This window comes from Streptomyces sp. NPDC031225 (assembly GCF_055570355.1).
This window is the reverse complement of sequence record NZ_JBVIHJ010000008.1, coordinates 197,798-223,515: the sequence shown is the minus strand read 5'-3', so window position 1 is coordinate 223,515 and position 25,718 is coordinate 197,798. Positions and strand designations below refer to the sequence as shown.

The 25,718-nt window shown below is 71.4% G+C and carries 21 protein-coding genes; 9 read left to right on the top strand and 12 right to left on the bottom strand.

What is annotated here, in order from left to right:
• The first annotated feature begins 46 nt into the window (after window positions 1–46).
• Both ACZ48Z_RS16440 and ACZ48Z_RS16435 read left to right on the top strand, forming a co-directional pair.
• The gene (locus tag ACZ48Z_RS16440; protein WP_468736522.1) at window positions 47–1,525 is read left to right on the top strand and encodes an MFS transporter; all 1,479 of its coding nucleotides are present in this window, start codon (window positions 47–49) and stop codon (window positions 1,523–1,525) included.
• Window positions 1,522–2,106, top strand: a complete 585-nt coding sequence (locus ACZ48Z_RS16435) for a TetR/AcrR family transcriptional regulator (RefSeq protein ID WP_468736521.1) — start codon at window positions 1,522–1,524, stop codon at window positions 2,104–2,106. The genes ACZ48Z_RS16440 and ACZ48Z_RS16435 overlap by 4 nt, the downstream gene beginning before the upstream one ends.
• A gap of 161 nt (window positions 2,107–2,267) precedes the next feature.
• On the opposite strand, the gene ACZ48Z_RS16430 is transcribed toward ACZ48Z_RS16435, so the two are convergent.
• The gene (locus ACZ48Z_RS16430) at window positions 2,268–3,914 is read right to left on the bottom strand and encodes a cholesterol oxidase substrate-binding domain-containing protein (RefSeq protein WP_468736635.1); all 1,647 of its coding nucleotides are present in this window, start codon (window positions 3,912–3,914) and stop codon (window positions 2,268–2,270) included.
• A 201-nt stretch (window positions 3,915–4,115) separates the two neighbouring features.
• Between ACZ48Z_RS16430 and ACZ48Z_RS16425 the strand changes: the two genes are divergently transcribed.
• Window positions 4,116–5,099, top strand: a complete 984-nt coding sequence (locus ACZ48Z_RS16425) for an aldo/keto reductase (protein ID WP_468736520.1) — start codon at window positions 4,116–4,118, stop codon at window positions 5,097–5,099.
• Between the two features lie 82 nt (window positions 5,100–5,181).
• Window positions 5,182–5,667: a DUF6328 family protein gene (locus tag ACZ48Z_RS16420; protein WP_468736519.1), complete on the top strand. Its 486-nt coding sequence runs from the start codon at window positions 5,182–5,184 to the stop codon at window positions 5,665–5,667.
• Here the strand turns inward: ACZ48Z_RS16420 and ACZ48Z_RS16415 are convergent.
• The 4 genes from ACZ48Z_RS16415 to ACZ48Z_RS16400 form a co-directional block, all read right to left on the bottom strand.
• On the bottom strand, window positions 5,588–6,280 hold the full coding sequence (locus ACZ48Z_RS16415) for a DUF2238 domain-containing protein (protein ID WP_468736634.1): 693 nt from the start codon (window positions 6,278–6,280) through the stop codon (window positions 5,588–5,590). The two genes, ACZ48Z_RS16420 and ACZ48Z_RS16415, sit on opposite strands and share 80 nt — an antisense overlap.
• 108 nt (window positions 6,281–6,388) lie before the next feature.
• Window positions 6,389–6,826, bottom strand: a complete 438-nt coding sequence (locus ACZ48Z_RS16410; RefSeq protein WP_468736633.1) for an SsgA family sporulation/cell division regulator — start codon at window positions 6,824–6,826, stop codon at window positions 6,389–6,391.
• 61 nt (window positions 6,827–6,887) lie between these two features.
• On the bottom strand, window positions 6,888–7,910 hold the full coding sequence (locus ACZ48Z_RS16405; RefSeq protein WP_468736632.1) for a hypothetical protein: 1,023 nt from the start codon (window positions 7,908–7,910) through the stop codon (window positions 6,888–6,890).
• A 187-nt stretch (window positions 7,911–8,097) separates the two neighbouring features.
• Complete coding sequence (locus tag ACZ48Z_RS16400) at window positions 8,098–9,069, bottom strand: LLM class F420-dependent oxidoreductase (RefSeq protein WP_468736518.1); 972 nt, start codon at window positions 9,067–9,069, stop codon at window positions 8,098–8,100.
• A gap of 87 nt (window positions 9,070–9,156) precedes the next feature.
• On the opposite strand from ACZ48Z_RS16400, the gene ACZ48Z_RS16395 reads away from it, so the two are divergent.
• On the top strand, window positions 9,157–10,581 hold the full coding sequence (locus ACZ48Z_RS16395) for a serine hydrolase domain-containing protein (RefSeq protein WP_468736517.1): 1,425 nt from the start codon (window positions 9,157–9,159) through the stop codon (window positions 10,579–10,581).
• An 8-nt stretch (window positions 10,582–10,589) separates the two neighbouring features.
• Here the strand turns inward: ACZ48Z_RS16395 and ACZ48Z_RS16390 are convergent, their stop codons facing one another.
• From ACZ48Z_RS16390 to ACZ48Z_RS16360, 7 genes are all read right to left on the bottom strand, one after another.
• Window positions 10,590–12,236: a serine/threonine protein kinase gene (locus ACZ48Z_RS16390; protein WP_468736631.1), complete on the bottom strand. Its 1,647-nt coding sequence runs from the start codon at window positions 12,234–12,236 to the stop codon at window positions 10,590–10,592.
• Window positions 12,237–12,400: 164 nt separating this feature from the next.
• Window positions 12,401–13,360 carry a threonine/serine dehydratase gene (locus tag ACZ48Z_RS16385; RefSeq protein WP_468736516.1) on the bottom strand — a complete coding sequence of 320 codons (960 nt, stop codon included), beginning with the start codon at window positions 13,358–13,360 and terminating at the stop codon, window positions 12,401–12,403.
• A gap of 72 nt (window positions 13,361–13,432) precedes the next feature.
• Entirely contained in the window at window positions 13,433–14,407 is a 975-nt protein-coding gene (locus tag ACZ48Z_RS16380) for a polyprenyl synthetase family protein (RefSeq protein ID WP_468736515.1), read from the bottom strand.
• Complete coding sequence (locus ACZ48Z_RS16375) at window positions 14,404–15,444, bottom strand: tetratricopeptide repeat protein (protein WP_468736514.1); 1,041 nt, start codon at window positions 15,442–15,444, stop codon at window positions 14,404–14,406. The genes ACZ48Z_RS16380 and ACZ48Z_RS16375 overlap by 4 nt, the downstream gene beginning before the upstream one ends.
• Before the next feature lie 171 nt (window positions 15,445–15,615).
• A complete protein-coding gene (locus tag ACZ48Z_RS16370) occupies window positions 15,616–16,293 on the bottom strand; it encodes an AIM24 family protein (RefSeq protein WP_468736513.1) in 678 nt (225 codons plus the stop codon).
• A gap of 90 nt (window positions 16,294–16,383) precedes the next feature.
• On the bottom strand, window positions 16,384–17,808 hold the full coding sequence (locus ACZ48Z_RS16365; RefSeq protein WP_468736512.1) for a CAP domain-containing protein: 1,425 nt from the start codon (window positions 17,806–17,808) through the stop codon (window positions 16,384–16,386).
• Window positions 17,809–17,884: 76 nt separating this feature from the next.
• The gene (locus tag ACZ48Z_RS16360) at window positions 17,885–19,078 is read right to left on the bottom strand and encodes a serine hydrolase domain-containing protein (protein WP_468736511.1); all 1,194 of its coding nucleotides are present in this window, start codon (window positions 19,076–19,078) and stop codon (window positions 17,885–17,887) included.
• Window positions 19,079–19,172: 94 nt separating this feature from the next.
• Between ACZ48Z_RS16360 and ACZ48Z_RS16355 the strand changes: the two genes are divergently transcribed.
• From ACZ48Z_RS16355 to ACZ48Z_RS16340, 4 genes are read left to right on the top strand one after another with little or no spacing between them, the layout of a single operon-like run.
• Window positions 19,173–20,351, top strand: a complete 1,179-nt coding sequence (locus ACZ48Z_RS16355; protein ID WP_468736510.1) for an ROK family protein — start codon at window positions 19,173–19,175, stop codon at window positions 20,349–20,351.
• A gap of 29 nt (window positions 20,352–20,380) precedes the next feature.
• Entirely contained in the window at window positions 20,381–22,159 is a 1,779-nt protein-coding gene (locus ACZ48Z_RS16350) for an alpha-galactosidase D (RefSeq protein ID WP_468736509.1), read from the top strand.
• Between the two features lie 20 nt (window positions 22,160–22,179).
• Window positions 22,180–24,510, top strand: a complete 2,331-nt coding sequence (locus ACZ48Z_RS16345) for a glycosyl hydrolase family 95 catalytic domain-containing protein (protein WP_468736508.1) — start codon at window positions 22,180–22,182, stop codon at window positions 24,508–24,510.
• On the top strand, window positions 24,507–25,712 hold the full coding sequence (locus ACZ48Z_RS16340) for an SGNH/GDSL hydrolase family protein (RefSeq protein WP_468736507.1): 1,206 nt from the start codon (window positions 24,507–24,509) through the stop codon (window positions 25,710–25,712). The genes ACZ48Z_RS16345 and ACZ48Z_RS16340 overlap by 4 nt, the downstream gene beginning before the upstream one ends.
• Window positions 25,713–25,718: the final 6 nt, after the last annotated feature.

Genomic DNA, 25,718 nt, shown 5'->3' with positions numbered 1-25,718 from the left:
CACCGATAGAGTGAATTGCCATTCACCCACGATTTCCGGAGCGTCGATGGACCAGCAGGGCCCCATATCCCCGCCGCGCGGAGCGAGCCTGCGGACCCGGCTCACCGTGCCGGTCCTGGCGATGTGCGGCGTCCTCATGGCCGTCATGCAGACCGTGGTCGTCCCGCTGCTTCCGGACCTGCCCCGGCTGACGCACTCCTCGGCGGGCGCCGTGTCCTGGATGGTCACGGCGACCTTGCTGGCCGGAGCCGTCCTCACCCCGGTGCTCGGCAGGGCCGGCGACATGTACGGCAAGCGCCGGGTTCTGACCGGAGCCCTCGCCCTCATGACGGTCGGCTCGGTGATGTGCGCCCTCTCGTCCGACATCACGGTGCTCATCGCGGCCCGGGCCCTTCAGGGTGCCGCCGCCTCCGTGGTGCCGTTGTCGATCAGTATCCTGCGCGACGAACTGCCGCCCGAGCGCCGGGGTTCGGCGGTCGCGATGATGAGCTCCACGGTCGGTATCGGCGCCGCCCTGGGGCTGCCGCTGGCCGCGATGGTCGTCCAGTACGCCGACTGGCACACCATGTTCTGGCTGACCAGCGCCCTCGGCGCGCTGGGCGTCGCTGCCGTGTCGTGGGCGGTCCGTGAGTCGCCCGTGCGGCAGCCCGGCCGCTTCGACGTGTCAGGGGCCCTGGGACTGGCAGTGGGACTGATCAGCCTGCTCCTCGGAGTCTCCCAGGGCGGACAGTGGGGCTGGGCCAGTCCCCGGGTCCTGGCGCTGTTCGTCACCTCGGTCGCGGTCCTCGCCTTGTGGTGGTGGCACCAACTGCGCACCGCCCAGCCGCTGGTCGACCTGCGGCTCGTCACCCGGCCACGGGTGGGCCTTTCACATGTGGCCGCCCTGCTCACCGGCTTCGCCTTCTACGCCAACTCCCTGGTGACGGCCCAGCTGGTGCAGGCCCCGAAGGAGACCGGGTACGGACTCGGCCTGTCGATCGTGGCCACCGGCCTGTGCCTGCTGCCCGGCGGTGTCACCATGCTGCTGTTCTCGCCCGTCTCGGCCCGCATCTCCGCGTCCCGCGGTCCCCGCATCACCCTCGCCCTCGGCGCAGCCGTCATCGCGTGCGGCTACGCGGTACGCATCGCGGACAGCCGGGACCTGTGGATGATCATCCTGGGCGCCACCGTGGTGGCCACCGGCACCACCCTCGCCTACTCGGCCCTGCCCACCCTGATCCTGCGGGCCGTCCCCGCCGAGCAGACGGCCTCCGCCAACGGCGTCAACGTCCTGATGCGCACCATCGGCCAGGCAGTCTCCAGCGCGGCGGTCGCGGCGGTACTCGTCCACCACGCCAGCCCGCTCGGCGGCATCGCGGTGCCCACCCTGCACGGCTACCTGCTGGCCTTCGCCATGGCGGGTACGGTCGCTCTCGCGGCCTGCGCGGCGGCCCTGACCATCCCCGGCGACTCGGCGCCCGAGAAGTCCCGCCGGGCCAAGGGCAGCACCCGGGGAGCGCGGGACGAGGCGATGGAGGGAACATGAGTGCCGTGAGCACCACGCCCCCCACCGCCACGCCCACCCGCCGGGACGCCGAGTCGACCAAGGCCGCCATCCTGCGGGCCGCCCGCTACCTCCTGGCCCGCACCCCGCACGCCGACATCACCCTCAAGGCGGTCGCCGAACGCGCCGGAGTCAGCCCGCCGTTGATCGTGAAGTACTTCGGCAACAAGGACGCGCTGCTCGCCCGTGTCATGTCCTTCGAGTCCGACGCGGCCGCCCTGCTCGACGCACCGCTGGACGAACTGGGCCGCCACATGGTCCGCCACGTCCTCACGGGCCAGATCGAACGCGGTGCCGACCCATTGCTGCGGATCGCCTTCGCCCCGGTCCAGGGCGAACACGGCGACATCCTGCGCGTCAACTTCCGCACCCAGGTGGTCGAACGCCTCGCGGAGCGCCTGCCGGGCCCCGACGCCGGGCTGCGCGCCGAACTGGCCGTGGGCACCCTGCTGGGCCTCGGCGTGATGTACGGCATCGCCCGCGCCACCGACCTGAGGGCGACGGCGGTGGAGGACGTGGTGAACCGCTACGCCCCCACGGTCCAGGCCCACTTGACGCCTTAGGGCCCTTCTGATGGATCTCCGCGGCGTCGCGACGCCCGGCACGCCCCCTCGCCGCACGGCGCGAAGGGCCAGGTGGCTCCGCCACATGACCCTCCACACCGCACGCCGAGCGCACGCACCGAACGCCGCTCCTTCTCCCACGGAGATCCATCAGAAGGGCCCTAACGGAACAGGCGGTCCAGGAAGGCGTTGCTGAACACGCCGTGCGGATCGAGCCGGTCCAGCACCCCGGCCGCCTGTCCCCACACCGCCTCACCGAACGATCCGGGAACCGTCGTCCCCAGCACCTGCTCGTCGTCCCAGGCAGCAGCGTCCGTATAGGCCCACCCCTTGGACCACTCGACGCGGGTCCCGTCGTAGCCGTCGAAGAGGAACTGCTCGATCTCCCGCAGGAAGGCCTCCGAGTACGGCGTCCCCGGCAGCGTCAGGATGTCCAGCCACACCGCCGTGTCCCGCTCGGGACGGGCCGGATCCGCCCGCAACGCCGACAGCAGCGGAGCCCGCGCACCCGCCACCTCCACCTCGGCGGGATCGTCGAGCCCGGTCACCCGGATCTCGACCGTCCCGTTGACCGGGAAGCGCCCCTGCGCGGCGTACGCGGTCAGCCGTTCCCGGTAGAAGTCCGTGAACTCGGCGACCACCCGCTGGACTTGATCCCGGCCGGTCAGCACCGCGTACCCGTTCGCGGTCACCCGCAGGGTCGTCGGCCTGACATACAGCAGCGTGTTCTTGGACGGCCCCCAGATGTCCGCCGACAGCGTCGCCGTGAGCCCCACCGCCGCCACGTCGAGCTGCGCGTTCCCGAGCACCGGCGCCAGATACCAGGCCGCGTCCGACACCATCCGCCCGGCCAGGTCCGCGACCAGGGTCGGCACGTTGTCGGAGAAGGGATAGTTGTACGGCGACGTCACCCGCCGTGAGGTCAGCGGCCTGGTCGGCGCCACGCTCCACACCTTCAGCCAGGGGAACTCCGTGAAGGCGAACCAGATCGCCTCGACGCGGCCCGCCTCCTGAAGGAAGCTCGCGAAGGTCCGCCCGCCACCGCCGGGTGCGGCGAACAGCTCGGCAGCCGGGATGTCGACGCGGCTCACGCACCGCAGATTGCTGTCCGCACCCACCCTCAGCACGACCTCGGTGACGAAGGCACGCCCGAGATGGGTGAGCAGCGCGGCGCTGTCGGCCTCGGCACGGCTGAACTCCCGCAGCGCGTACGTCCCGCTGTCCTCGTCCCACACCACCGCCGTCAGCGCCATGATGCGATTGCTCAGTGAGCCGTACGTCTGCCCCGGCAGCCGCTTCTCCCCGTCGGCGGGGACTGCGGTGCCGTGTGCGTCGATCGCCAGCGCCCCGCCCAGGGTGAGGTCGCCGGGCGCGGGCGCGGCGGTGACTCCGAGCCCGTGTTCCTCCAGACGGGTGAGCAGGGCCTCCAGCGTGAGGCCGGTGCCGGCGCGCACCGACGAGGCGGAGTCCACGGACAGCCCGGTGAGGTGGGCGGCGGTGTCGACGAGGAGGACGGGCGCGTCCGGGTCCGTGCCCTCGGTGACGGTCAGGGGTGACCAGCCGTGTGAGGAGCCCCGGGCGCGGACCCGCCAGCCGTGCCGCCAGGCCCAGTTGACGATCTCGACCACCTCGTCCGGGTCTCTCGGCGCACAGGCCCACAGCCCGTCGGCGGTGATCTCGCCCGACCAGTTGCGGTAGGCGGAGCGGTAGAGGGGCACACCGGCCGGGAAGCCGGGCAGTTCCTCGGCCGCCGCCGCCGGATCGGCGGGCAGCAGAATCGGTACGGTGGCCAGGGCGGCGGCACTCATGAGGAAGCCGCGACGGGACCAGGACGAGTCGTCCTGCGGGTGGTTGCTCACGGAACGATCAGTCACGGGGTCACGCTAGGTGCCTGTTGACACGTGCATGCCCCACGCCGATACGTGTCACCCATGTGAGTGAACAATTCACGGACGTGGCCCGGAGCGGCCGGTTCCGCGCAGGTCGGCGGCGAATGACAGACTGACGTCATGGACGAGCGCACTTTCGGCAGGTCTCAGCAGCACGCATCCGTCGTCGGACTCGGCACCTGGCAGCTGGGGGCCGACTGGGGAGACGTCGACGACAAGGAAGCCCTCTCGGTACTGGAGGCGGCGGCCGAGTCGGGGGTCACCTTCTTCGACACGGCCGACGTGTACGGCGACGGACGCAGCGAGCAGACCATCGCCACGTTCCTGCGGAGCAGGCCCGACCTCCATGTGCTGGTCGCGACGAAGATGGGCCGCCGCGTCGACCAGATCCCGGAGAACTACGTCCTCGACAACTTCCGCGCCTGGAACGACCGTTCCCGCCGCAACCTCGGCGTGGACCGCGTCGATCTGGTCCAGCTGCACTGCCCGCCGACGCCCGTCTACTCCACGGACGAGGTGTTCGACGCCCTCGACACCCTGGTCGAGGAGGAGCGCATCGCCCACTACGGCGTGAGCGTGGAGACCTGCGAGGAGGCGCTGACCGCGATCGCCCGGCCGGGCGTGGCCAGTGTGCAGATCATCCTCAACGCCTTCCGCATGAAGCCCCTGCGCGAGGTGCTCCCCGCCGCCCGGGAGGCGGGCGTCGGCATCATCGCCCGCGTCCCGCTGGCCTCGGGTCTGCTGTCCGGCAAGTACACCAAGGACACGGTCTTCCCGGAGAACGACCACCGCGCCTACAACCGGCACGGCGAGTCCTTCGACGTCGGCGAGACCTTCTCCGGCGTCGACTACACGACCGGCGTGGAGGCCGCGGCCGAGTTCTCCGCCCTCGCCCCCGAGGGCTGCACCCCGGCCCAGCTCGCCCTGCGCTGGATCATCGAGCAGCCCGGCGTCACCACCGTCATCCCCGGCGCCCGCTCACCCGAGCAGGCCCGCGCCAACGCTGCCGCCGGAAAGCTGCCGCCGCTGTCCGCCGAGACCCTTTCGGCGATCCGCGACCTCTACGACCGCCGGATCAAGGATCAGGTCGAGAACCGCTGGTGACCCCGCGGGGCTTCGTGAGCGGCCACAGGGCCGCTCCGGAGCCTGTCTGTTTGAACGATCAGTCACCGGATACATGGACCGCATGGTTGAGACGGTGAGACGGACAGGCCGCGACGAGACCGAGGACGAGCGCGCGGACCGCATGTGGGGCGAACTCATCCAGGAGGTCCGTGTCGCGCAGACGGGCGTGCAGATCCTGTTCGGCTTCCTGCTCACCGTGGTGTTCACACCGAAGTACGCCGGCCTGGCCCACACGGACCAGGTCATCTACATCGTGACCGTCGTCCTCGGCGCCTGTGCGACCGGCGCCCTCATAGGCCCGGTGTCGCTGCACCGCCTGGTGTCGGGCCGGCGTATCAAGTCGCAGGCCGTTCAGTGGGCCTCCCGGCTGACCTTCGTGGGCCTCGTCCTGCTCCTGGCGACGATGACGGCCGCCCTGCTGCTGGTCCTGCGGGTGGCGACCCACGACGACTGGGTGCCCTGGCTCGTCACGGGAGTCGTCGGCTGGTACCTGCTGTGCTGGTTCGTGCTGCCGCTGTGGACCCGGCGCCGCTACACGACGGAGTGAGGGCCGGCGCGTCCAGCTGCCGGTCGTGCAGGCGTGAGAGGACCAGGACCGAGACCGTGGCGCCGATCAGCGCACAGAACATGTCCCACTGCGTGTCCCACACATCGCCCTGCGTGGCCAGGAAGGCGTCCGCCGCCTGACCGCCGATCACCGCGGCCGCCCACTCCAGCATCTCGAAGACGGCGCTGAAGGCCAGACACGCGCACACCGTCAGCGGTGCCAGCCAGCGACTGCCGCGCAGCGGTGACGTACGGCTGAGCAGCTCCCGTACCAGGACCGCCGGTACGAAGCCCTGCATGAGGTGGCCGAAACGGTCGTACGGATTGCGGTCGAGACCGAAGGTGTCGCGCACCCAGTCACCGAGCGGCACCTGCGCGTAGGTGTAGTGACCGCCCACCATGAGCACGAGCGCGTGGGCCGCCAGGAGACAGCACAGCAGGTCGGTCAGGGGGAAGCGACGCCAGGTGAGCACGATCAGCGGCAGCCCGACCAGGACCCACACCGTCTCCAGGAACCAGGTGGTGCGGTCGCGCGGGCCCCAGGCGGACAGGGCCAGCGCGACGACCACGGCACAGGCGAGCAGGACGGGCAGGGGCCGTCGCACAGCGGTCATGAGGTGCTCCTCGTCGTAGGAGTCCTCATCGTCGGGCAGGGGGCCGGCCGCGACATGAGTACGGCTACTCAACGCCCGTGTGTATGAGTGGCCGGTCAGGTGCGGGTATCAGCCGCCTGCGATGACGGAGGCCAGGAAGTCGTCGACGCTGACCTCCTCCTGGCCCGGCGGGACGATCTCGCGGGTCTCACGGAGGAAGGAGGCCAGCGCCGGGGCCCAGGCGAAGACCACTGCGTGCTGGCGGCCCCCGTCGGAGCGGGCGTCGCCGAAGAACTCCATGCGCAGCTCCTCCCAGACGCCTGTCGAGACGGGGCTCAGGCGCACGTCACCGACCCCGACCGGACCGGTCAGTCCCTCGGCGAGCATCTCCCGGTCCAGCCGCCACCGCGCCAGCACCCGGCCGTCATGGCTGAACACGGCGGTGACGGCGAACGGGTCCGCCGCGTCGTACTCCAGGTGGGCGAGCACGGGGCAACGACCCGTGCCGCCGGTCTGGAGCTGCACGACGAGAGTCTTGTGCGCGGTCTTGTGGGCGAAGGAGTTCACCTGGAGGCCTCCGGGGAGCACGATGTAGAGCCCTCTAGTACCCCTCCCAAGCCCAAGATGCTCAGCCTTCCGGGTGATTCCCCTTTGCGCCGCGCAAAGAGGTCAGGCACGAGGCGATGGCCTGCTGGAGTTCCTCCAGGCGCTGGAGCATGTCGTCCTCGTAGAAGTCCTGCGCGTCGTCGAAGGTCAGCTCCTCGAACGCCCTCGTGGCCTTCTGGAGGCTGCTGTAGAACTTCGTCCGCCGCTCCTGGACCCGGAGTTCGGGATCGGCCTCCACGGCCTCGACGACGAGGGACTTCATCGTGTCGAACGCCTCGGCCGCCCACTCGCCGGTGTCCTCGTCCTCCTCCAGCTCGTCGAGGAGGGACAGATGCCGCTCGGCCTCCTGACGCAGCTCCACGGGCGCGTCGATGGTCTGCCCGGCCGGGGTCTTGACCTGTCCGGACTCGGCGATCTGGCGGACGTACCCGATCCGGTCGGCCGCCCTGCTCTCGGTGGCCACGGCCTTCTTCAGGTCGTCCGTGCGCACGACGTCCCGGGCCAGTTCGGCCTGGAGGTCGGGGTCCTCCTTGATCCGGTCGAGGAGGGCGCTGCGCGCGGCCCGCGCGGTGGACGGGTCGGCGAGGATCGCGGCACGCAGCGCGGTCGGGTTCTCGGCCACCTCCAGGGCCTTGGTGGGGCGGATGCCCTCGGCCTCGGCGGCCTCGGTGATCGCCGCGCCGCGCTCGGAGGTGGCGCTGCTGCGGGAGACGTAGTAGCCGAGCCACACGTCCGCGTCCGGCAGCTCCACGTCCTGGCCCGGCGCCAGCGCCTCGAAGTGCGGGACCATGCCGTCGTCGGCGGCCCGGTCCCACGCCTTGTAGTAGCGCATGACGCGCTCGGGCGAGCAGCCGGCGAGCTCGGCGAACTCCTTCGCGGAGACCTTCGGAGTCTGGTCCGCGCTCTGGCCGCCGGGCCGCACACTGCGCGCCACCATCAGGCCGAAGGCCCATCCGCCGGTCCGTGCGTAGACACCGAACTCGCGGGCGTCGCGGGCGACGAGGTCGTTCAGGGGCGCGGGGGACGGCTCCGCCGGTGTCTCCACCGGCGTCTCGACGGATGCCTCCGTCGACGCCTCGGTGGACGTCTCGGCGGACGTTTCGGCCGATGTCTCGGACGGGTCGATCGCTAGGGTCACGGGTGCTTCTCCTGGGCAGGCTCGTCGGGACCGCACGATGTGCGGCTCGGAAGCCTATGGCACCCCCGGGTGCCGCCCGGGCAGCGCGGCCCGCTCAGCCGAGCGCGTCGCGCAGCGCGGGCAGCAGCGTCTTCGCCGACCAGTCCAGGAACTCCGGCTGTGTGTCGCCGCCGATCTGCACCAGGGCGACCTCGGTGAAACCCGCCTCCGCATACGGCCGCACGGCCTCGACGAAGTCGTCCGGGTCGTCACCGCACGGGATGGACGCCGCGACGTCGTCGGGGGTGACGAACTGCGTGGCCGCCTCGAACGCATCCGGGTGCGGGAGCTCGGAGTTGACCTTCCAGCCGCCGCCGAACCAGCGGAACTGGGAATGCGCCCGCTTGACGGCCGCCTCCCGGTCGGGGTCGTAGCAGACGGGCAGTTGGCCCACACGCGGCTTGCCCTCGCCCCCGTGCCGGTCGAACGCCTCCAGCAGACCCGCCTTGGGCTCCGTGGCGATGACGAGGTCGGCGAGCCGGCCCGCGAGCTTGCAGGACTGCTCGCCGGAGACGGCCAGACCGATCTGCGGCGGCTCGTCCGGCAGGTCCCACAGCCGGGCCGACTCCACGTCGAAGTGGGTCCCGCGGTGGTTCACGTGACCGCCGTCGAACAGCGCGCGGATGATCTCGATCGCCTCTTCCAGCATCTCGTGCCGCACGTCGGCCGACGGCCAGCCGCCGCCCACCACATGCTCGTTGAGGTTCTCGCCCGAGCCGAGCCCCAGCCGGAACCGGCCCTCGGACAGCAGCTGCATCGTCGCCGCCTTCTGCGCCACCACCGCCGGGTGGTAGCGGAAGCTCGGACACGTCACATAGGTCATCAGCGGAATGCGCGAGGTGGCCTGCGCGGCCGCCCCGAGCACGCTCCACGCGTACGGCGAGTGTCCTTGCGAGCGCAGCCACGGGAAGTAGTGGTCCGAGGTCACCGAGAAGTCGTAGCCCGCCTCCTCGGCCTTCACCACATGCCCGACGAGTTCACGCGGGCCGGCCTGCTCGGTCATCATCGTGTATCCGATTTGCACCATGGGGCCCGGGTCCCCGGTGACAGGAGGGGAAAACAGGTCTTCCCCAGGTCTCTCGATCAAGGCCGGTGAAGCAGGGAGGATGCCTCCATGAGTTCCCTGCCCACGAGCACCCCCGCAGCCCAGGGCGTCGACGCCGCCGGCATCCAGACCTTCCTCGACGCCCTCGAATCCGACGCGCAGATCGAGCCGCACAGCCTGATGCTCCTGCGCCACGGCCAGGTCGTGGCCTCCGGATGGTGGGCGCCCTACGCCGCCGAGAGGCCGCAGCTCCTCTACTCGCTCAGCAAGAGCTTCACGGCGACGGCCGCCGGGTTCGCCGTCGCCGAGGGGCTGATCCGGCTGGACGACCCGGTGATCTCGTACTTCCCGGAGTTCGACGCCGATGTCACCGACCCGCGCAGCCGCGCGATGCTCGTACGGCACGTGGCGTCGATGGCCAGTGGCCATCTGGAGGAGACGCTGGACCGGGCGCGCGCCCAGGATCCCGACGAACTCGTCCGCGGCTTCCTGCTGGTGCCGCCGGAGCGGGACCCGGGCACGGTCTTCGCCTACAACCAGCCCGCCACCTACACACTCGCCGCGATCGTCCAGCGCGTCACGGGCCAGAAGCTCACGGAGTATCTGCGGCCCCGGCTGTTCGACCCGCTCGGGATCGGTGAGGTGGCGTGGATCCACGACCGGCGGGGCCGTGAGCTGGGTTTCAGCGGACTGCACGCCACCACCGACGCCATCGCCCGGCTCGGACTGCTGTATCTGCGGGGCGGCATGTGGGAGGGCCGGCGTCTGCTGCCCGAGTCATGGGTGGCCGAGGCGACACGGGTCCAGATCTCGCACGGGGCGCCCACGGAGGGCGGCTGGCCGGACTGGCAGCAGGGCTACGGCTTCCAGTTCTGGACGTCCCGGCACGGTTACCGCGGGGACGGGGCGTACGGGCAGTTCTGTGTGGTCCTGCCCGAGCAGGACGCGGTGCTCGCGATCACCTCGGAGACCGTGGACATGCAGAGGGTCCTGGACCTGGCCTGGGAGCATCTGCTCCCCGCCTTCGCGGCCGACCCGCTGCCCGGACACGAGGCGGCGGACGCGGCCCTCGCCGACCGTCTGACGCGCCTCGCGCTGCCGCCCGCCGACGGCAAGGCGGACCCGGCGCAGGGAGGGGAGGACCGGGAGACCGTTCTCGCTCCCCACGGCGGTGCCTGCGGCGACCAGCCGACGCTGACCGCGGTCGAGGTGGGGCCGGGGGGCCGCGTCACCCTGGTCGACGACGGCGATCGGCTGGAGCTGCGGCTGAAAGCCGGGGAGGCGGGCTGGACGGTCGTCGACGAGCCCGTGCCCGTCGCGGTGAGCGGTGGCTGGACCGACGAGGAGACCCTCGCCGTGGACGTGGCGTTCCTGGAGACTCCCCACCACCTGTTGGTGACGTGCTCCCTCGCGGACCGGACGTTCACCGCGCGCTGGCGCACCCAGCCCCTGCACGCCGGACCGCTGCGGCGGATGCGGGCGCCGCGCCCCTGAGGAGACGCTCAGTTCGAGGGCACGCGGAAGGTGCTCAGAAAGGTGTCCAGCGCCTTCTGGTTCGCGTCGTCGTTCCAGTCGGCCGCCGGGGTCGTCCAGCGCAGGGAGAAGCCGCTGCCGTCGCCGATGAGGAGACCGCGGCCGAAGGTGCGCACCCTGGTGCCGTCGACCTGCTCGATCCACTGCATGTCGGCGGCCTTGCGGCCCTGGTAGGTCGTCGCGCGGATGTCACCGAGGCGCTCGAAGCCCGGGTGCTCCTTGAGCTTCGGTTCGACGTCGTCGCGCCACACGGCCACCGCACTCGTGTTGCCCACGGCCTTGGTGTAGGTGATGGCGAGCGTGCGCGGGTCGCCGGAGGCGCCGAACGTGACGCGGTAGGCCAGGTCTTCCTGGCGCTGGGTGCCCAGCGGCTTCCAGCCCTTGGGCAGGGCGATGGAGAAGCCTTCGGGGGAGCGGTAGACGCTGTATCCGGGCGGCAGACCCGTGCCCGCGGTGGGGGAGGCCGTCACGGTCGGCGTGGGGGTGGGCGTTCCGGGTGGGCGCGTGCTCTCGTCGGTGCGACTGCCGGGCGCGGAGGCCGACGGGGACGGTGACGTCGTTGTCGTGGGGGCGGACACCGACACGGACGCGGAGGCGGATGCGGAAGGGGCGGGCGCCTCACCGGTCGTCGTGCCGTCGCCGCCGGGCAGCGCGTTGGTGACCGTGAGGACGGTGGCGGCCACCGCGACGACGGCCAGGGCGGTCCCCGCGATGAGGAGGCGGCTGCTGCGGCCCGGGGCCACGCCGTGCATGGCGCGCAGACGGGACCTGGGCTCCTCCGGAGGGATCCCGTCGGGGTCCTCGCTGACGACCCGGAGGAGGGCGGCACGCACGGCCGCGCGGGTCAGCCGCTCCTGGGAGCTCTTGCGCAGCAGCCCCTGCACGGTCTGCGTGAGGGGTCCGGCCCGTACCGGTGCCCGCAGCGGCAACCGGTCCACGCCCTTGAGGGTGGCCGAGGGCCGGTCGCGGTCACGAAAGGGCGGACGGCCCTCCACCATCGTGTAGAGGATCGCGCCGAGCGCCCACAGATCGGCGGCCGGCCCGATCCGCTCGTCACGGGCCTGCTCGGGTGAGGCGTACGACGGTGCCGAGACCCTGGGTGCGAGCGTCGCGCCGGCCAGGCCGAAGCCGGTGACGACGACGGGGCCCTGGCTGCGCACGAACACCTGGCCCGGGCTGAGCTCACCGTGGGTGATGCCCTCGCCGTGGGCCGCCTCCAGCACCTCCAGCAGTTCCAGGCCGACGCGAGCCGCCCGCACATGGTCGAACGTTCCCTGCTGGGCGAGGAGTTCGCCCAGCAGGACGCCGTCGACGGGTTCGGTGACGGTCCACAGGGAGCCTTCCTGCGCGACGGCGTCGACGACCGGGGCGATCCGGCCGGGGGCGAGCACCCGCATGGTCTTGGACATCCGCACGACTCCCGCAGCGGTGCGCTGCGAGGCGTCCTCGTCCGCGTCGGCCGGGAGTCCGATCTCGGTGAGCAGACAGGGGCGTTCCGCCGAGACGTCCTCGCCGTACCAGCACGTCCGGTTGGTCTCACGGTGCAGGACGTCCAGCGGCCGGTACCGTCCTGCGACCAACTCGTGTGTGGAGACGTGCGCCTTGACCATGCTCATCCCTCGCTGAACCACTGGTTCTCACCTTTCCCAGTGGTACGGCGGGTGCGGCGGGGTGCGTTCAATCAAATCCCCAACCGATGGAATCCGCTTTCCCGCCGTTCACTTTCTGACTCAGAAGTCAGTAGAACGGCCAGGTGAAGCGTCGAAGTCGAGCATCTTTCTCAGCGCAGCCCGAACCGCTCGGTCCACGCCATGACTTCGGTGGTGGTCGTGTTGCCGCCGCACACGACGAGGCCCAGCCGGCAGCCGTCCCCGATCCGTTCCAGCACCCGCCGGGCGGCGGGCAGCAGACAGCCGGCCGCCGGTTCGCCCCACACCTTGGCGTGGTCGGCGAGGTCGAGGCAGCCCCGCACGGCCTCCCGGTCCGGGACCACGAGGACCTCGGTGACCAGAGCCGCCACGTGGTCGTACGTGAGCCGTGAGACGGAGGGGGCGCTCAGCGTGGACACGATGGACGACAGTGCGACCGGCACCGGCCCGCCCGCGTCCAGGGCCCGGGACATGGCCTCGGCGCCCTCCGTCTCCACGCCCCAGACCCGGACGTCCGGACGACGTGCTCGCAGCGCCGCCGCGACCCCGGCGATCAGCCCGCCGCCCCCGACACTGACGAGGACGTCGGTGAGGTCGCCCGCGTCCTCGGCGAACTCCAGTCCCACCGTGCCCTGCCCGGCGATCACCACCGGGTCGTCGAAGGGGTGGACCAGCGTCAGCCCCTCGTCCCGCAACCGGTTCACCAGCGAGAACGCGCCGTCCATGTCGTCCGTCAGCCGCAGCGCCGCACCGGCCGCCGCCACGATCTCCACGGACCGTGCGGGTGCCGAACGCGGCATGACCACCGTCGCCTTGACGTCGAGAGCCGCGGCCATGTGCGCGAGGGCGATCCCGTGGTTGCCGCCGCTCACCGCCACGACACCGGCCGCCCGCTCCGCCTTGCTCAGCGACAGCAGCTTGGCCGTCGCCCCGCGGGCCTTGAACGAGCCGGTGCGCTGGAGCTGTTCCAGCTTGACGGTGACGGGAGCACCGAGCAGCGCCGACAGACCGGGGCTCGGCAGGGCCGGCGTGCGTACGACGTGTCCGGCGATCCGCCCGGCCTGCTGCTCGATGTCCGTGATCCCGATCAAGACGGTCGTCCTTCCGAAGGAGAGAGGTCGTCTCGCACCCTGTCCCCACGAACGGCGCCGGTCAACTCGGCCTCAGAGGTCGCGTCGCAGGAGGTAGTCCAGCAGCGGCCGCAGCTCGTGCGCCGGCGCGGCGGACGCGAGATGACGGCGGGCCTCGGCGAGGGCGGCCGATCTGCCGCCGCACTCCTCGACCAGGTCCGCCATCTCGGAGACGGGCCCGTCCGACTCCAGGAGCCGCGCCAGCCGTGCGGCCGCGGGTGTCGGTGAGTCGAGCGCGGCCAGTACCGGGAACGTCTTCTTGCGCTCCCGCAGATCGCCGTGCACGGGCTTCCCGGTGACCTGGGGGTCGCCCCAGATGCCCAGGACGTCGTCGACGATCTGGAACGCGATCCCCAGGTGCCGCCCGGTCCGGTCCAGAGCGGCCACCGTGGCCGGGGGCGCTCCGCCGAGCAGGGCGCCCAGCGCCGCCGCGCAGCCGAGCAGCGCCCCGGTCTTGTGCTCGGCCATGGTCCGGTACTCGTCCGGCCGCACCCGCTCCGGTCCCCTCCAGGGACGTGTGGCGAACAGCAGGTCGTCCGCCTGTCCGTGCACCAGGTCGGACAACGCCCCGGACAGGCGGCGCACAGCGTCCGATCCGGCGTCGGCCAGGGTCCCGACGGCCAGGGCGAACAGACCGTCACCCGCGAGGACCGCGGGGCCGGTGCCGTACGCCTTCCACACCGAGGGGCGGCCACGCCGGGCCGGGTCGCCGTCCATGATGTCGTCGTGGAGCAGGGAGAACACATGCACCAGCTCCACCGCGACCGCCGCGGGCACCCCGGCCCGTCCGGGCGCACCGGACACCTCGGCGCCCAGGACGGCGAGCGCCTGCCGGACCCCCTTGCCGCCGGACGCCGCCACCGGGGCACCGCCGACCTCGCACCAGCCCAGGGAGTAGGCGGCCATCTCGGCCACCCAGGGATGCAGCCCGTCGACCGCTTCCCGCAGCGCCGGTCGCACCAACTCGCGGCAGCGGGCGAGGACATCGGGAACAACGACCGTCGTCACCGTGCCGACTCCGTCCGCACGCCGAACTCCTCCTGGGCCCGCGCCACCATCTCCCGCGCGTGCCGCAGTCCTGTCCGCTCCAGCGTGCGGGCCAGATCGTCCAGTTCGGCCGCGGTCTCGGCCCGGTCGCGGCCCAGCCGGGCCAGCGACTTGGCGAGGCCCAGCCGGGCCAGCGCCTCCCCGCGCGGTTCGCTCATGGCGCGGAACTCCGCGAGCGCCTGCTCGTAGAGCTCGCGGGCCTCCGGGTAACGACCGGCGCGGTAGTAGACGTTGCCGCGCATCTTGTGGTTGTAGGCCAGCGCGCTGGACAGGTTCATCGCCCGGCACGTCGTCTCCGCCTCGGACAGCAGGGCGAGGGCCCGCTCGGTGTCGCCGTCCCGTACGGAGGCGAGGTCGGCGAGCCCGCGCAGCGCCCAGGCGTGACCGCGCCGGTCGTCGGCGCCCGCGGCGATCGACGCCGCCTCCTCGAACATGGCGAACGCGGTGTCGTGGGCCCCGGTGTTGCGGTGCATCTGCGCGATGCCCGACAGCGCCCACACGGTGTGCCGTGCCTCACCGCGCCGCCGCGCCTCGGCCAGCAGCTGCTCGTGCAGCCGCCCCACGGCCTCGTAGTCGCCCTGGATGCGGCCGGTCTCGGCGAGACCCGCCAGGGAGTAACCGCGGACGACGACGTCGCCGCCCCGCTCGCCCAACTCGGCAGCGAGGCCCAACAGGCGCCGGGCCAGGGCGAAGCCGCCGCGCTGGCGGGCCAGCGTGCCGCCGCTCCACAGCGCCCAGGCCATCGCCGCGGTGTCCCCGGCCTGCCGGGCGGCCCGGTAGCTCGCCTTCCAGGCCCGGTCCGCGTCGCCGATCCGGCCGAGCCGGCGCTGCGCCTCCGCGACCGCGAGCCCGGAGCGGGCCGCCTCCCCGTGCCGGCCCGCCCGCTCGGCCGCTCTCAACTGCTCGGTACCGGCGGCCAGTACGTCGTCCAGTGAGGAGTTCACGGAGAGCGCGGTGAGAGCGCCCTGGTACTCCGGAGCGAATGCCTTGCCGTACATGCATGCCCTTCCGTCCGTATACACCGCATCTCTACATGCTGCGTATACATGGTGTGCATAGTGCCTCGAAAATGAGCCCCGGCCGCGGGCCGGGGCATCATCTGTTGCCGGTCAAGACGTGGACGGAGCCGCAGGGGTTGCCTGTGAGGCGCAGATCACTGCGCGGGGCCCTCAGTGCTGCTGGGCCTTCTGCGGGGTCACCTCGCTCGGCCGGACGACGACGTATCCCGACCCCTGTAGCATCAGCTGCACGGCCTCACCGGAACCGCCGCGCAGCATCGACCCGATGGACTGCGAACGGTGCAGCGAGGTCGCCAGACCCGCGGTCCAGCCGACCACCGCGTCCGTGTCGACGTACACCGGGGCCTGAGCGGACACCGGGATCACCAGCGGGTTCCCCTCGCAGACCAGCCCGAGCCTGCCGTGTCCCGTGAAGACGCTGTTGAACAGACCACCGCCGGCGATGCCCGCGCCCTTCACGGTCGAGATCCGGTACGCCAACGAGGCGTCGAAACACAGGACGTTGCGCCCGTTGACCGTGAACTCGTCACCCGGTTCCACGTCGACGACGAAACAGTTCTGCGCCTCGTGCGCGAACCAGGCCTCGCCCTGACCGCGCACCGCCATCAGCGGCAGGCCCTCACCGGTGACGGCCCGTTTGAGCATGCCGCCGACGCCCTGGCCCTTGCGCTCGAACTGGAGATTGCCCCGGTAGGCGACCATCGCCCCCTGACGGGCGTGCATCTCGCCGTTCACCGTGTACCGGATGCACTTGGAGTTCTCGACCGTCATGCCCGGCGCGGTGGCGGGCTGGACCATGTGCTCGCTGGAAAAGAGATCACCCTTCATGGAGGCATCCTGGCCCGGAGGGATCCCCTCCGCCAAGATCGCGGACCGGCTGTCGTGCCCAGGGCGCGCCCGCGCACCCGTGAGGGCCGCTCAGGCGCCGAACAACTGCGTCCAGTACGTGCCCGCGGGACCGCCGCCCGCGAAGCCGATGCCGATGTGGGTGAAAGCCGGTTTGAGGATGTTGGCGCGGTGGCCGGGACTGTTCATCCAGCCCTCGACGACCTCTGCGGCGGAGCGCTGGCCGCACGCGATGTTCTCCCCGATCGAACGGCGGGTGGAGCCCGCTGCCGCGGCCCGGTCCCAGGGCTGGGTGCCCTCGGGCGAGGTGTGGGAGTAGAACGCGCGGACGGCCATGTCGGTGCTGTACGCCTGCGCCGCGCGGGCCAGGAGGGGGTCGACGGCGAGCGGCGGCAGACCTGCCCCGACACGCTCCTGGTTGGTGAGGACGACGACCTCGTCCACGGTCCTGGTCAGAGCGACGGGTGTGAGGGGCCTCGCCCACAACGCCGTCCAGTACGTGTCGCCGGAGCGGCCGCCGCCGACGTACGCCATGCCGACGTCGGTCACGGCAGGGTTCTGCAGGGTCCGCCTGGGCTGCTCGGTGCGCAGGCAGTACTCGACGAACTCGGCCGGGCCACGCGGCCCGGAGACGAGGTGCTCGCCGACCGTGACGTACGCGTACCCGGTGGCGGTGACCCGCTGGAAGACGGAGACGCCGTCCGGGCCCTCGACGCCGAGGTGTCCGGCCGAGGCCATGGCGCGGGCATGGGCGCGGGCCGCTTCGGTGAGTCGGGGGTCGTGGGACACCGAGGGTGAACCCGCCCGGTCACGCGCCGAGTTGACCAGGGTGAGGAAGTCCGAGAGGTCGGCGGAGGGTGCCGAAGCGGTGGGGGAGCGCAGGCCGGAAGTCGGCGGACGGGGCCCGCTCGACCTCATGGGCTGAGGGGAAACCTGCGTAGGGGGGACGGCCGGAACAACGGCCGGACGTGCCCTCGTCGCCGTGAACGACGAGGGAGGCGCCGCGGCCGTCGACGGGTCGTCGACCACGTCCACCCCGAAGTCACGCGCCAGGCCCGCCAGTCCGTCCGCGTACCCCTGCCCCAGTGCCCGCAGCTTCCAGCCGTCGCCCCGCCGGTAGATCTCCGCGAGCAGCAGCACGGTCTCCTGCCGTGGCCGCGGTGGTGCGAACCGGGCGAGCGGGCTGCCCGCCGCGCCGGTGACCTGGAGGACCGGGGTGGGCAGCCGGCCCAGGGGAGTGGCGGGGTCGGCCGGGCTCACGACGACCGTGACGCGCACGGCACCCGCGCGCAGTCGCCGGGGATCGACGGTGAGCGTGTCGCCGGAGAGCCGGGCGCCGGGAGCGGACGGCTGGTTGTAGAACACGAAGTCGGCGTCGCCCCCGACCCTGCCGCCCTCGCCCAGGACGAGGGCGGACACGTCGAAGGGGCCGGGAACCCGCACGGTGACAGCCCCATCGGGCAGGGGCAGATTGCCTCCGGGGACCAACTCGCTCATCGTGCCGCCCTGGTGTCGTCGTCCACTGGCAGGAACGCACACCAGGTCACAGGGGTTCCCGGCCCCGCGGCCGGACTCAGTCCAGCGACAGCGCCGGTGCCACGTCCTCGTGCCGCTCCACGGGCGCCTTTCCGCGTGGGGCCCTGGTCGCCTTGCCGCAGAACGCGGAGTCCAGGGTGCCCAGCATGGTGGTGAGGACCGTGCCGTTGTTGGACGTGTTGGCGACCGCCGCGAGAGTGCGCTTGCCGTCCTTCGAGGCGAACGCGTACGTGTAGAAGCCCTGTACGGCACCTGTGTGGCCGTACACCGAGACACCGCACGACAGATCGCGACGCCGCAGGCCGAGACCGTACGCCTGGCCGGTGCCCGACGGCAGCCACCGCTCCATCTGCGCCAGTTGCGCGGCCGAGGTCAGCCGGCCGCCCAGCAGCGCGGACAGGAACGTGTTGAGGTCCCGGGTGCTGGAGATCAGCGCACCCGCGCTCTGCGCCCACGACACGGTCTGCTCGGTCGCGTCGACGAGCGGGGCGCCCGCCCGGTCCTGGGTGAGGTACCCACGGGTGTGAGTGCCGGGGATCTTCATGCCCGGGTGCACATAGAAGGTGTCGCGCAGCTTCAGCGGCTCGATGATCCGGTTCTGGTACTCGGTCCGCACCGGGTTCCCGGTCAGCTTCTCGACCAGCATCCCGGCAACGACGAAGTTGGTGTTGGAGTACGAGTACGCGGCGCCCGGCGCGTTCGTGCGCGGTCGTCGCAGCGAGCGGTTCACCAGTTCCGTGGGGGTGAAGACCTTCTTGCGGACCGCCTCGAAGCCCGGGACCGACTGGGCGAACATGTCGTTCGTGTAGTCGTACAGCCCGCTGCGGTGGCCCAGCACGTGCCGGACCGTGATCCGGTCGTCCGGCAGCAGTCCCGGCAGGTAGCGGTCGACCGGCGCGTCGAGCTTCAGCTTCTTCTCGTCGACCAGCTGGAGCAGGACCACGGAGGTGAAGACCTTGGTCACGCTGCCGATGCGGAACCGGTCGGCGTCGTCCATCGCCCGTCCCGTCGTCCGGTCGGCGACACCGACGGCGGCCCGCAGCACCGTGCCATGGTCGTCGATCCTGGCCATCGCGCCAGGGGCGCCGTCCCGCAGCGCCGACCGCAACACAGTGCGCACACCTGCCAGATCGGCGTCGGGCCCCCGGGGTGCGGCATGGACGGGAGTCGCGACGAGGGACAGCAGAACCGCCCCCGCCAACGTGCCACCGAGCACTCCTGCTGATGTCATCCGGCTCTTCTCTCCTTGACTGGCCACAGCAACGGCACAGCCAATCCTGCTTCTTTTATTGACGACGGAAAAGAACCCCTCTAAGTTCGCGGCCATGCGCCAGACCTCTCGCGCCGAGACCTTCCCCGTCAACACACCCGCCGCCTCACAGGTGTTCACCACCGTCCTGTCCCAGGGCCCCCTCCCCCGTCTGGAGGTGGCCCGGCGTGTCGGACTGTCACCGGCCGCCGTCACCAAGGCGGTCCGCCCGCTCATCGAGGCCGGATACCTCGTCGAGGGCGCGGACGACGAGGCCCGCCCGGCCCTCGGGCGGCCCGCGAACCTCGTACGGGTCGACGGCGGGCGGGCCCTGTTCATCGGCGTCAAGGTCACCGGCGACGAGATCATCGCGGTCCTCACCGACCTGTGCTGCCGCATCCGCACAGCCCGGCACCTGCCCCTGCCCGACCGTGACCCGAAGACGGTGCTCGCGAGCATCACGGAACTCGTCCAGGGGCTCCTCGCCGAAGCGGACGGCTCCACGGCTCCGGTCCTGGGCCTCGGCATCGCCGTCTCCGGCGACGTGGACCGTGGCGAGGGCGCCGTCCGCTACTCGCCCTTCCTGGAGTGGCGCGACGTCCCGCTCGCCGAACTCGCGACGACGACCACCGGACTGCCGGTCACCGTCGACAACGACGTACGCGCCCTGACGGTCGCCGAGCAGTGGTTCGGGGCCGGCGTGGGTCTGTCCGACTTCGCCGTCGTGACCGTCGGCGCCGGCATCGGATGCGGTCTGGTGGTGCACGGCCGGGTGGTCGCCGGGGCGCACGGAGTGGCGGGCGAGATCGGGCATGTGACCGTCGATCCGTCCGGCCCGCTCTGCCACTGCGGCAACCATGGCTGCGTCGAGGCGATAGCGGGGGAGGCCGCGATCGTCCGGCAGATCAGCGAGGCCACCGGCGTCGAACTCCCCGACGCCGGAGCGGCCTTGACCCTGGCCCGCGAAGGCGTCGCCGGAGCCCGGGACGTGTACGCGCGCGCGGGCGAGGCGATCGGCCGGGGCATCGCCACCGTCGCCAATCTCCTCGGCCCCGAACGCGTGATCATCTCCGGCGAGGGACTCGCCGCCTACGACCTGTTCGCCGAACAGATCCGCGACGCCTTCGTCGCGGCCGCCTTCGGCTCCGCCGCCCGGTGCGACGTCCGCACCCGCCCCCTGCCCTTCGAGGAGTGGGCGCGCGGCGCCGCCGCCACCGCCATCCAGTCCTTCATCACCCCGGACACGAGCCGATAAGAACCCGCACCCCATTGGAGGCACGACCCATGCGGTCATCCTCGTACTTCGCCATGCCCGCGAGAGCCCTGCTGGTGCTCGCGCTCACCACGGTCGCCGTCCCCACGGCCCACGCCGCCGACACCCCCGCTGCCGCCCTCGCCGCCAAGCCCTACATGGGCTGGACCAGTTGGAGCATGCAGTCGTCCAAGTACCCGGGCCTCAACCCGGACGGCGACTACAGCTACCTCACCGAGGCCAACGTCCTCAAGCAGACCGACGCCATGGCCGCCAAGCTGAAGAAGTACGGCTACGAGTACGTCAACATCGACGCCGGCTGGTGGATGGACAAGACCTGGAAGTCCGGGTTCGACCGGTACGGCCGCCAGAAGCCCGACCCGGTCCGCTTCCCCAGCGGCATGAAGGCCGTCGCCGACCGCATCCACGCCAAGGGTCTCAAGGCCGGCATCTACCTCCCGGCGGGCCTGGAGAAGGCAGCGTACGGCGACGGCAGGACACCGGTCTGGAACGCCGACGGCTGCACCACCGCCGACATCGTCTACGGCGACCTGCGCACCACCAACGGCTGGGACAGCTCGTACAAGCTCGACTTCTCCAAGCCGTGCACGGCCAAGTACATAGACTCCCAGGCGCAGTTGATCGCCGGCTGGGGCTACGACTTCCTCAAGCTCGACGGTGTCGGCCCCGGCTCCGGCAAGAGCGGCGACCAGTACGACAACGTTGCCGATGTGGCCGCCTGGAACAAGGCGATCGCTGCCACCGGACGCCCGATCCACCTTGAACTGTCCTGGTCCCTCGACATCGGGCACGCCGCCGACTGGAAGAAGTACTCGCAGGGCCGGCGGATCGACACCGACGTCGAGTGCTACTGCAACACGCTCGTCAGCTGGGAGAACTCCGTCGACGACCGCTGGGACGACACCCCCGCCTGGACCCGGCACGCCGGACCCGGAGGCTGGAACGACCTCGACTCCCTCGACGTCGGCAACGGCGCCATGGACGGCCTCACCAAGGCCGAACGCCAGAGCTACGCCACCCTGTGGGCCATCGCCAAGTCCCCCCTCTACACCGGCGACGACCTCACCCGCCTCGACTCCTACGGCCTCTCCCTGCTGACCAACCGCGAGGTCATCGCCCTCGACCAGGGTCCCAACCCGCCCGCACACCCCGTCACCCCGTCCGACCCCCAGCAGGTCTGGGCCGCGAAGAACCCAGACGGCACCTACACCGTCGCCCTGTTCAACCTGGCCGACGCCCCGGCCGCCGTCACCGCCGACTGGTCCACCCTCGGCTTCACCGGCAACGCGGCCGTCCGGGACCTGTGGAACCACGAGAACCTCGGCACCTTCAAGAACAAGGTGACCCAGGCCCTGCCCGCCCACGGCTCCCGTCTCTTCACGGTCACCCCGCACGGCACCGCACTCACCTTCACCGGCTACGAGGCCGAAGCCTCCACGAACTCCCTCGGCGGCAACGCCTCCGTCGCCGACTGCTCCGCCTGCTCGAACGGAAAGAAGGTCGGCAACTTGTACCTCGGAGGTTCCCTGACCTTCCGTGACGTCGTCGTCGCCAAGGCCGGCACCTACCAGATCAAGATCTCCTACATCAGCGGTGACGCCCGCTCGGTGGACGTCTCGGCGAACGGCGGCGGCGCCACTCGCCACAAGCTCCCCTCCACCGGCGACTGGGGGACCGTGGCGAGCGTCCACGTACCCGTGACGCTCAAGGCCGGCAGCAACACGATCACCTTCGACAGCGGCACCGGCTACGCACCGGACATCGACCGGATCGACATACCGAAGTCCTGACCGAGCCTCCAGGAGCCGCCATGATCCCCGCCCCGTCCAGACGCAGCGTCCTCGCCGCCACCGCCGCAAGTGCCCTGACCGCCCTGCCGACGCACACAGCGGCCGCCGACACACCTGCCCGCACCGGTGACGCACGCCATGAACTCTGGTGGCAGGCCCCCGCCGACGAGCACTCGATGATCGAACAGGGCCTGCCGGTCGGCAACGGCCGCCTCGGCGCCCTCGCGAGCAACGACCCCGGCCGTGAACTCCTCCTCGTCACCGACGCCACCCTGTGGACCGGCGGCCGCAACGACACCCTCGACGCCGACGGCCAATTTCCGTACGGCCGACAGGACTTCGGCTCCTTCACCCTGCTGGCCCGGCTCACCGTGGACATCCCCGACCACGACCTGTCCGCCGTCTCCGGCTACCGCCGCACCCTCGACCTGGCCAGAGGCGTGAACTCGGTGTCCTACGTCCGCTCCGGTGTGACCTACCGACGCGAGATCTTCGCCAGCCGACCCGACGACGTCATCGTCCTGCATCTCGGCCAGAGCGGGGGAGGCCACTACACCGGCACGGTCACGCTGGAGGGAACGCACGGCGAGGAGCCCGCGGTCACGTTCGGGGCCACCCTCCCCAACGGCCTGAGATACGGCGCCGCCGTCACGGCCTACGGCACCGGTGGCCGCGTCCGCGTGGACGGACCGCGCATCACGTTCACCGGGTGCGCGGACCTCACCGTGGTGCTGAGCGGCGGCACCGACTACGCGCCCGACGCGGCGGCCGGGTTCCGGGACCCGGCCCTCGATCCCGAGAGAATCGCCGTCACCAAGGTCCGCGACGCCGCCCGCCACCGGGCAAAGACCCTGCTCCGCACCCACACCGCGGACCACCGGGCCCTGTTCGGGCAGCTCGACGTCTCCCTCGGCACCTCCTCCGCCGAGCAGCGGGCCCTCGACACCTGGGAGCGGATCCGCGCCCGCGCCCGGGACGGTGAACCCGATCCCGAACTGGAGGCGCAGTACCTCCAGTTCGGCCGCTACCTGATGATCGCGGGATCGCGCGGCAGCCTGCCGCTGGGCCTGCAGGGGCTGTGGCTCGACGGCAACGACCCCGACTGGATGGGCGACTACCACACCGACATCAACATCCAGATGAACTACTGGGCGGCCGACCGTGCCGGCCTGTCGCAGTGCTTCGACGCCTTCACCGACTACTGCGTCGCCCAGCTCCCGTCCTGGACCGACCTCACCCGCAGGCTGTTCAACGACCCCCGCAACCGCTATCGCAACTCCACCGGCAAGAACGCCGGCTGGACGGTCGCCATCTCCACCAACCCCTTCGGCGGAGGCGGCTGGTGGTGGCATCCGGCGGGTAACGCCTGGCTGTGCAACTCCCTCTGGGAACACTACGAGTTCACCGCCTCCCGGGCCCATCTGGACAAGATCTACCCGCTCCTGAAGGGGGCCTGCGAGTTCTGGGAGGCCCGGCTGCTGACCATGACCCTCCCGGGCACCTCACGGGAGGTCCTCGTCGCCGACAGCGACTGGTCGCCCGAGCACGGTCCCCTCGATGCCAAGGGCATCACCTACGCCCAGGAACTCGTGTGGGCCCTGTTCGGCAACTACTGCGTCGCCGCGGCCCAGTTGAAGAAGGACACGGCGTTCGCCGACACGATCGCCGGCCTCCGCAAACGCCTGTACCTGCCCCAGGTCAGCCCCACCACGGGCTGGCTGGAGGAGTGGATGTCCCCCGACAACCTCGGCGAGAGAACCCACCGCCACCTGTCCCCGCTCGTCGGCCTCTTCCCCGGCGACCGCATCCGCCCCGACGGCTCCACCCCGGCCGGGATCGTCGAGGGAGCCACCGCCCTGCTCACCGCACGCGGCACGGAGAGCTTCGGCTGGGCCAACGCCTGGCGTGCTCTGTGCTGGGCCCGGCTCAAGAACGCCGACAAGGCCTACCAGGTGGTGGTCAACAACCTGCGCCCCTCCAGCGGAGGCAGCAACGGCAGCGCCTTCAACCTGTTCGACATCTACCAGGTGGAACAGGGCCGCGGGATCTTTCAGATCGACGCGAATCTGGGTACCCCTGCAGCGATGATCGAGATGCTGCTCTACTCCCGCCCCGGCCACCTGGAACTCCTGCCCGCCCTGCCCGACGCCTGGGCCGCCTCCGGCTCCCTCACCGGAGCGAACGCACGCGGCGGCTTCGTCGTCGACCTACGCTGGCGGGATGGGAAACCGACCGAAGCACGGATCCGGAGCGTCGGCGGCCGCACCACGACGGTCGCGCACGCCGGAAGCACCCGTACGGTGACACTGAAGCCGGGTGCCACCGTCACCCTGAAGGGCTTCGGCCGATGAGGCGCCGGACAGCCCGCAGGGCCCGGCTGATCGCTGTCACGGTCGCGGCCGGCGTGTTCCAGGCCACGCCCGCACATGCCGCCGTCGGCCCGCCCGACGGGGTCGTCACCTGGGGTGCGAGCGCCTACCGGATCGGCGAGTCGGTCGCCGACCGCGGCTACCGCATGGTCGTGCACACCAGCGTCGGCGGCCGGGACCCGCGCATCCGGCTCTCCAACGCCTTCGGGGACCGGCCGGTGACCTTCGACAGCGTCTACGCCGGGCTCCAGCTGAAGGGCGCCGAACTGGCGCGCGGCTCCAACCGGCGGCTCACCTTCGACGCCTCGCCCTCCGTCACCCTGGAGCCGGGCGCCACCGTGTACAGCGACCCGCTGCCCGGCCCGCTGGCCGCCGGGTCGAACCTGGTCGTCAGCCTGCACACCCCGGACGCGGCCGGCCCGGTCACCGGGCACTCGATGGCCCTGCAGACGTCGTACGCCACCCGGGGCGACCACACCGCCGAGGAGAGCGGTGCCAACTGGCCCGACACCGTCGGATCGTGGTTCTACCTCGACGCCGTCTCGGTGCGCACGGCCGCCGCCACCGGGTCCGTGGTCGCGCTCGGCGACTCCATCACCGACGGCTGGCAGTCCACCGGCGACCTCAACCGCCGCTGGCCCGACTACCTCGCACGTCGCCTCCAGAAGGCGCACACCACGGTCAAGGGCGTGGCCAACGAGGGGATCTCCGGCAACAAGGTACTGGCCGACGGCGCCGGGCCCAGCGCCCTGAACCGGCTGGACCGGGACGTGCTCTCCCAGCCGGGCGTGCACACCGTCTTCCTCTTCGAGGGCGTCAACGACCTCAAGGCCCGCTCCGGCGTCACCGCGCAGGACCTGATCGACGGATACGGCGAGATCGTCGACCGGGCCCACGACGCGGGCAGGTGCGTGGTCGTCTCCACCATCGCCCCCTTCAAGGGCTGGCCGGAATGGGACCCGGCCGCCGAGACCGTACGCCAGGAGGTCAACGCCTTCATCAGGACCCACGGCGACGAGTTCGACGCGGTCACCGACTTCGACCACATCCTCCGCAGCCCCTACGACCACGAGCGGATGCTCCCCTTCTTCGACGGCGGAGACCACATCCACCCCAACGACAAGGGAATGCAGGCCATGGCGGACGCCGTCGACGTGAACAGCCTGGACTGCACACATCACTGACGCCCC

Bases quoted from the DNA above. Each gene is read 5' to 3' on its own strand.
- ACZ48Z_RS16345 (WP_468736508.1), top strand. From the start codon at position 22,180: ATGATCCCCGCCCCGTCCAGACGCAGCGTCCTCGCCGCCACCGCCGCA.
- ACZ48Z_RS16425 (WP_468736520.1), top strand. From the start codon at position 4,116: ATGGACGAGCGCACTTTCGGCAGGTCTCAGCAGCACGCATCCGTCGTC.
- ACZ48Z_RS16365 (WP_468736512.1), bottom strand. From the start codon at position 17,808: ATGAGCGAGTTGGTCCCCGGAGGCAATCTGCCCCTGCCCGATGGGGCT.
- ACZ48Z_RS16430 (WP_468736635.1), bottom strand. From the start codon at position 3,914: ATGAGTGCCGCCGCCCTGGCCACCGTACCGATTCTGCTGCCCGCCGAT.
- ACZ48Z_RS16360 (WP_468736511.1), bottom strand. From the start codon at position 19,078: ATGACATCAGCAGGAGTGCTCGGTGGCACGTTGGCGGGGGCGGTTCTG.
- ACZ48Z_RS16440 (WP_468736522.1), top strand. From the start codon at position 47: ATGGACCAGCAGGGCCCCATATCCCCGCCGCGCGGAGCGAGCCTGCGG.
- ACZ48Z_RS16420 (WP_468736519.1), top strand. From the start codon at position 5,182: ATGGTTGAGACGGTGAGACGGACAGGCCGCGACGAGACCGAGGACGAG.
- ACZ48Z_RS16415 (WP_468736634.1), bottom strand. From the start codon at position 6,280: ATGACCGCTGTGCGACGGCCCCTGCCCGTCCTGCTCGCCTGTGCCGTG.
- ACZ48Z_RS16350 (WP_468736509.1), top strand. From the start codon at position 20,381: ATGCGGTCATCCTCGTACTTCGCCATGCCCGCGAGAGCCCTGCTGGTG.
- ACZ48Z_RS16375 (WP_468736514.1), bottom strand. From the start codon at position 15,444: ATGTACGGCAAGGCATTCGCTCCGGAGTACCAGGGCGCTCTCACCGCG.
- ACZ48Z_RS16395 (WP_468736517.1), top strand. From the start codon at position 9,157: ATGAGTTCCCTGCCCACGAGCACCCCCGCAGCCCAGGGCGTCGACGCC.
- ACZ48Z_RS16435 (WP_468736521.1), top strand. From the start codon at position 1,522: ATGAGTGCCGTGAGCACCACGCCCCCCACCGCCACGCCCACCCGCCGG.
- ACZ48Z_RS16370 (WP_468736513.1), bottom strand. From the start codon at position 16,293: ATGAAGGGTGATCTCTTTTCCAGCGAGCACATGGTCCAGCCCGCCACC.
- ACZ48Z_RS16340 (WP_468736507.1), top strand. From the start codon at position 24,507: ATGAGGCGCCGGACAGCCCGCAGGGCCCGGCTGATCGCTGTCACGGTC.
- ACZ48Z_RS16390 (WP_468736631.1), bottom strand. From the start codon at position 12,236: ATGAGCATGGTCAAGGCGCACGTCTCCACACACGAGTTGGTCGCAGGA.
- ACZ48Z_RS16355 (WP_468736510.1), top strand. From the start codon at position 19,173: ATGCGCCAGACCTCTCGCGCCGAGACCTTCCCCGTCAACACACCCGCC.
- ACZ48Z_RS16400 (WP_468736518.1), bottom strand. From the start codon at position 9,069: ATGGTGCAAATCGGATACACGATGATGACCGAGCAGGCCGGCCCGCGT.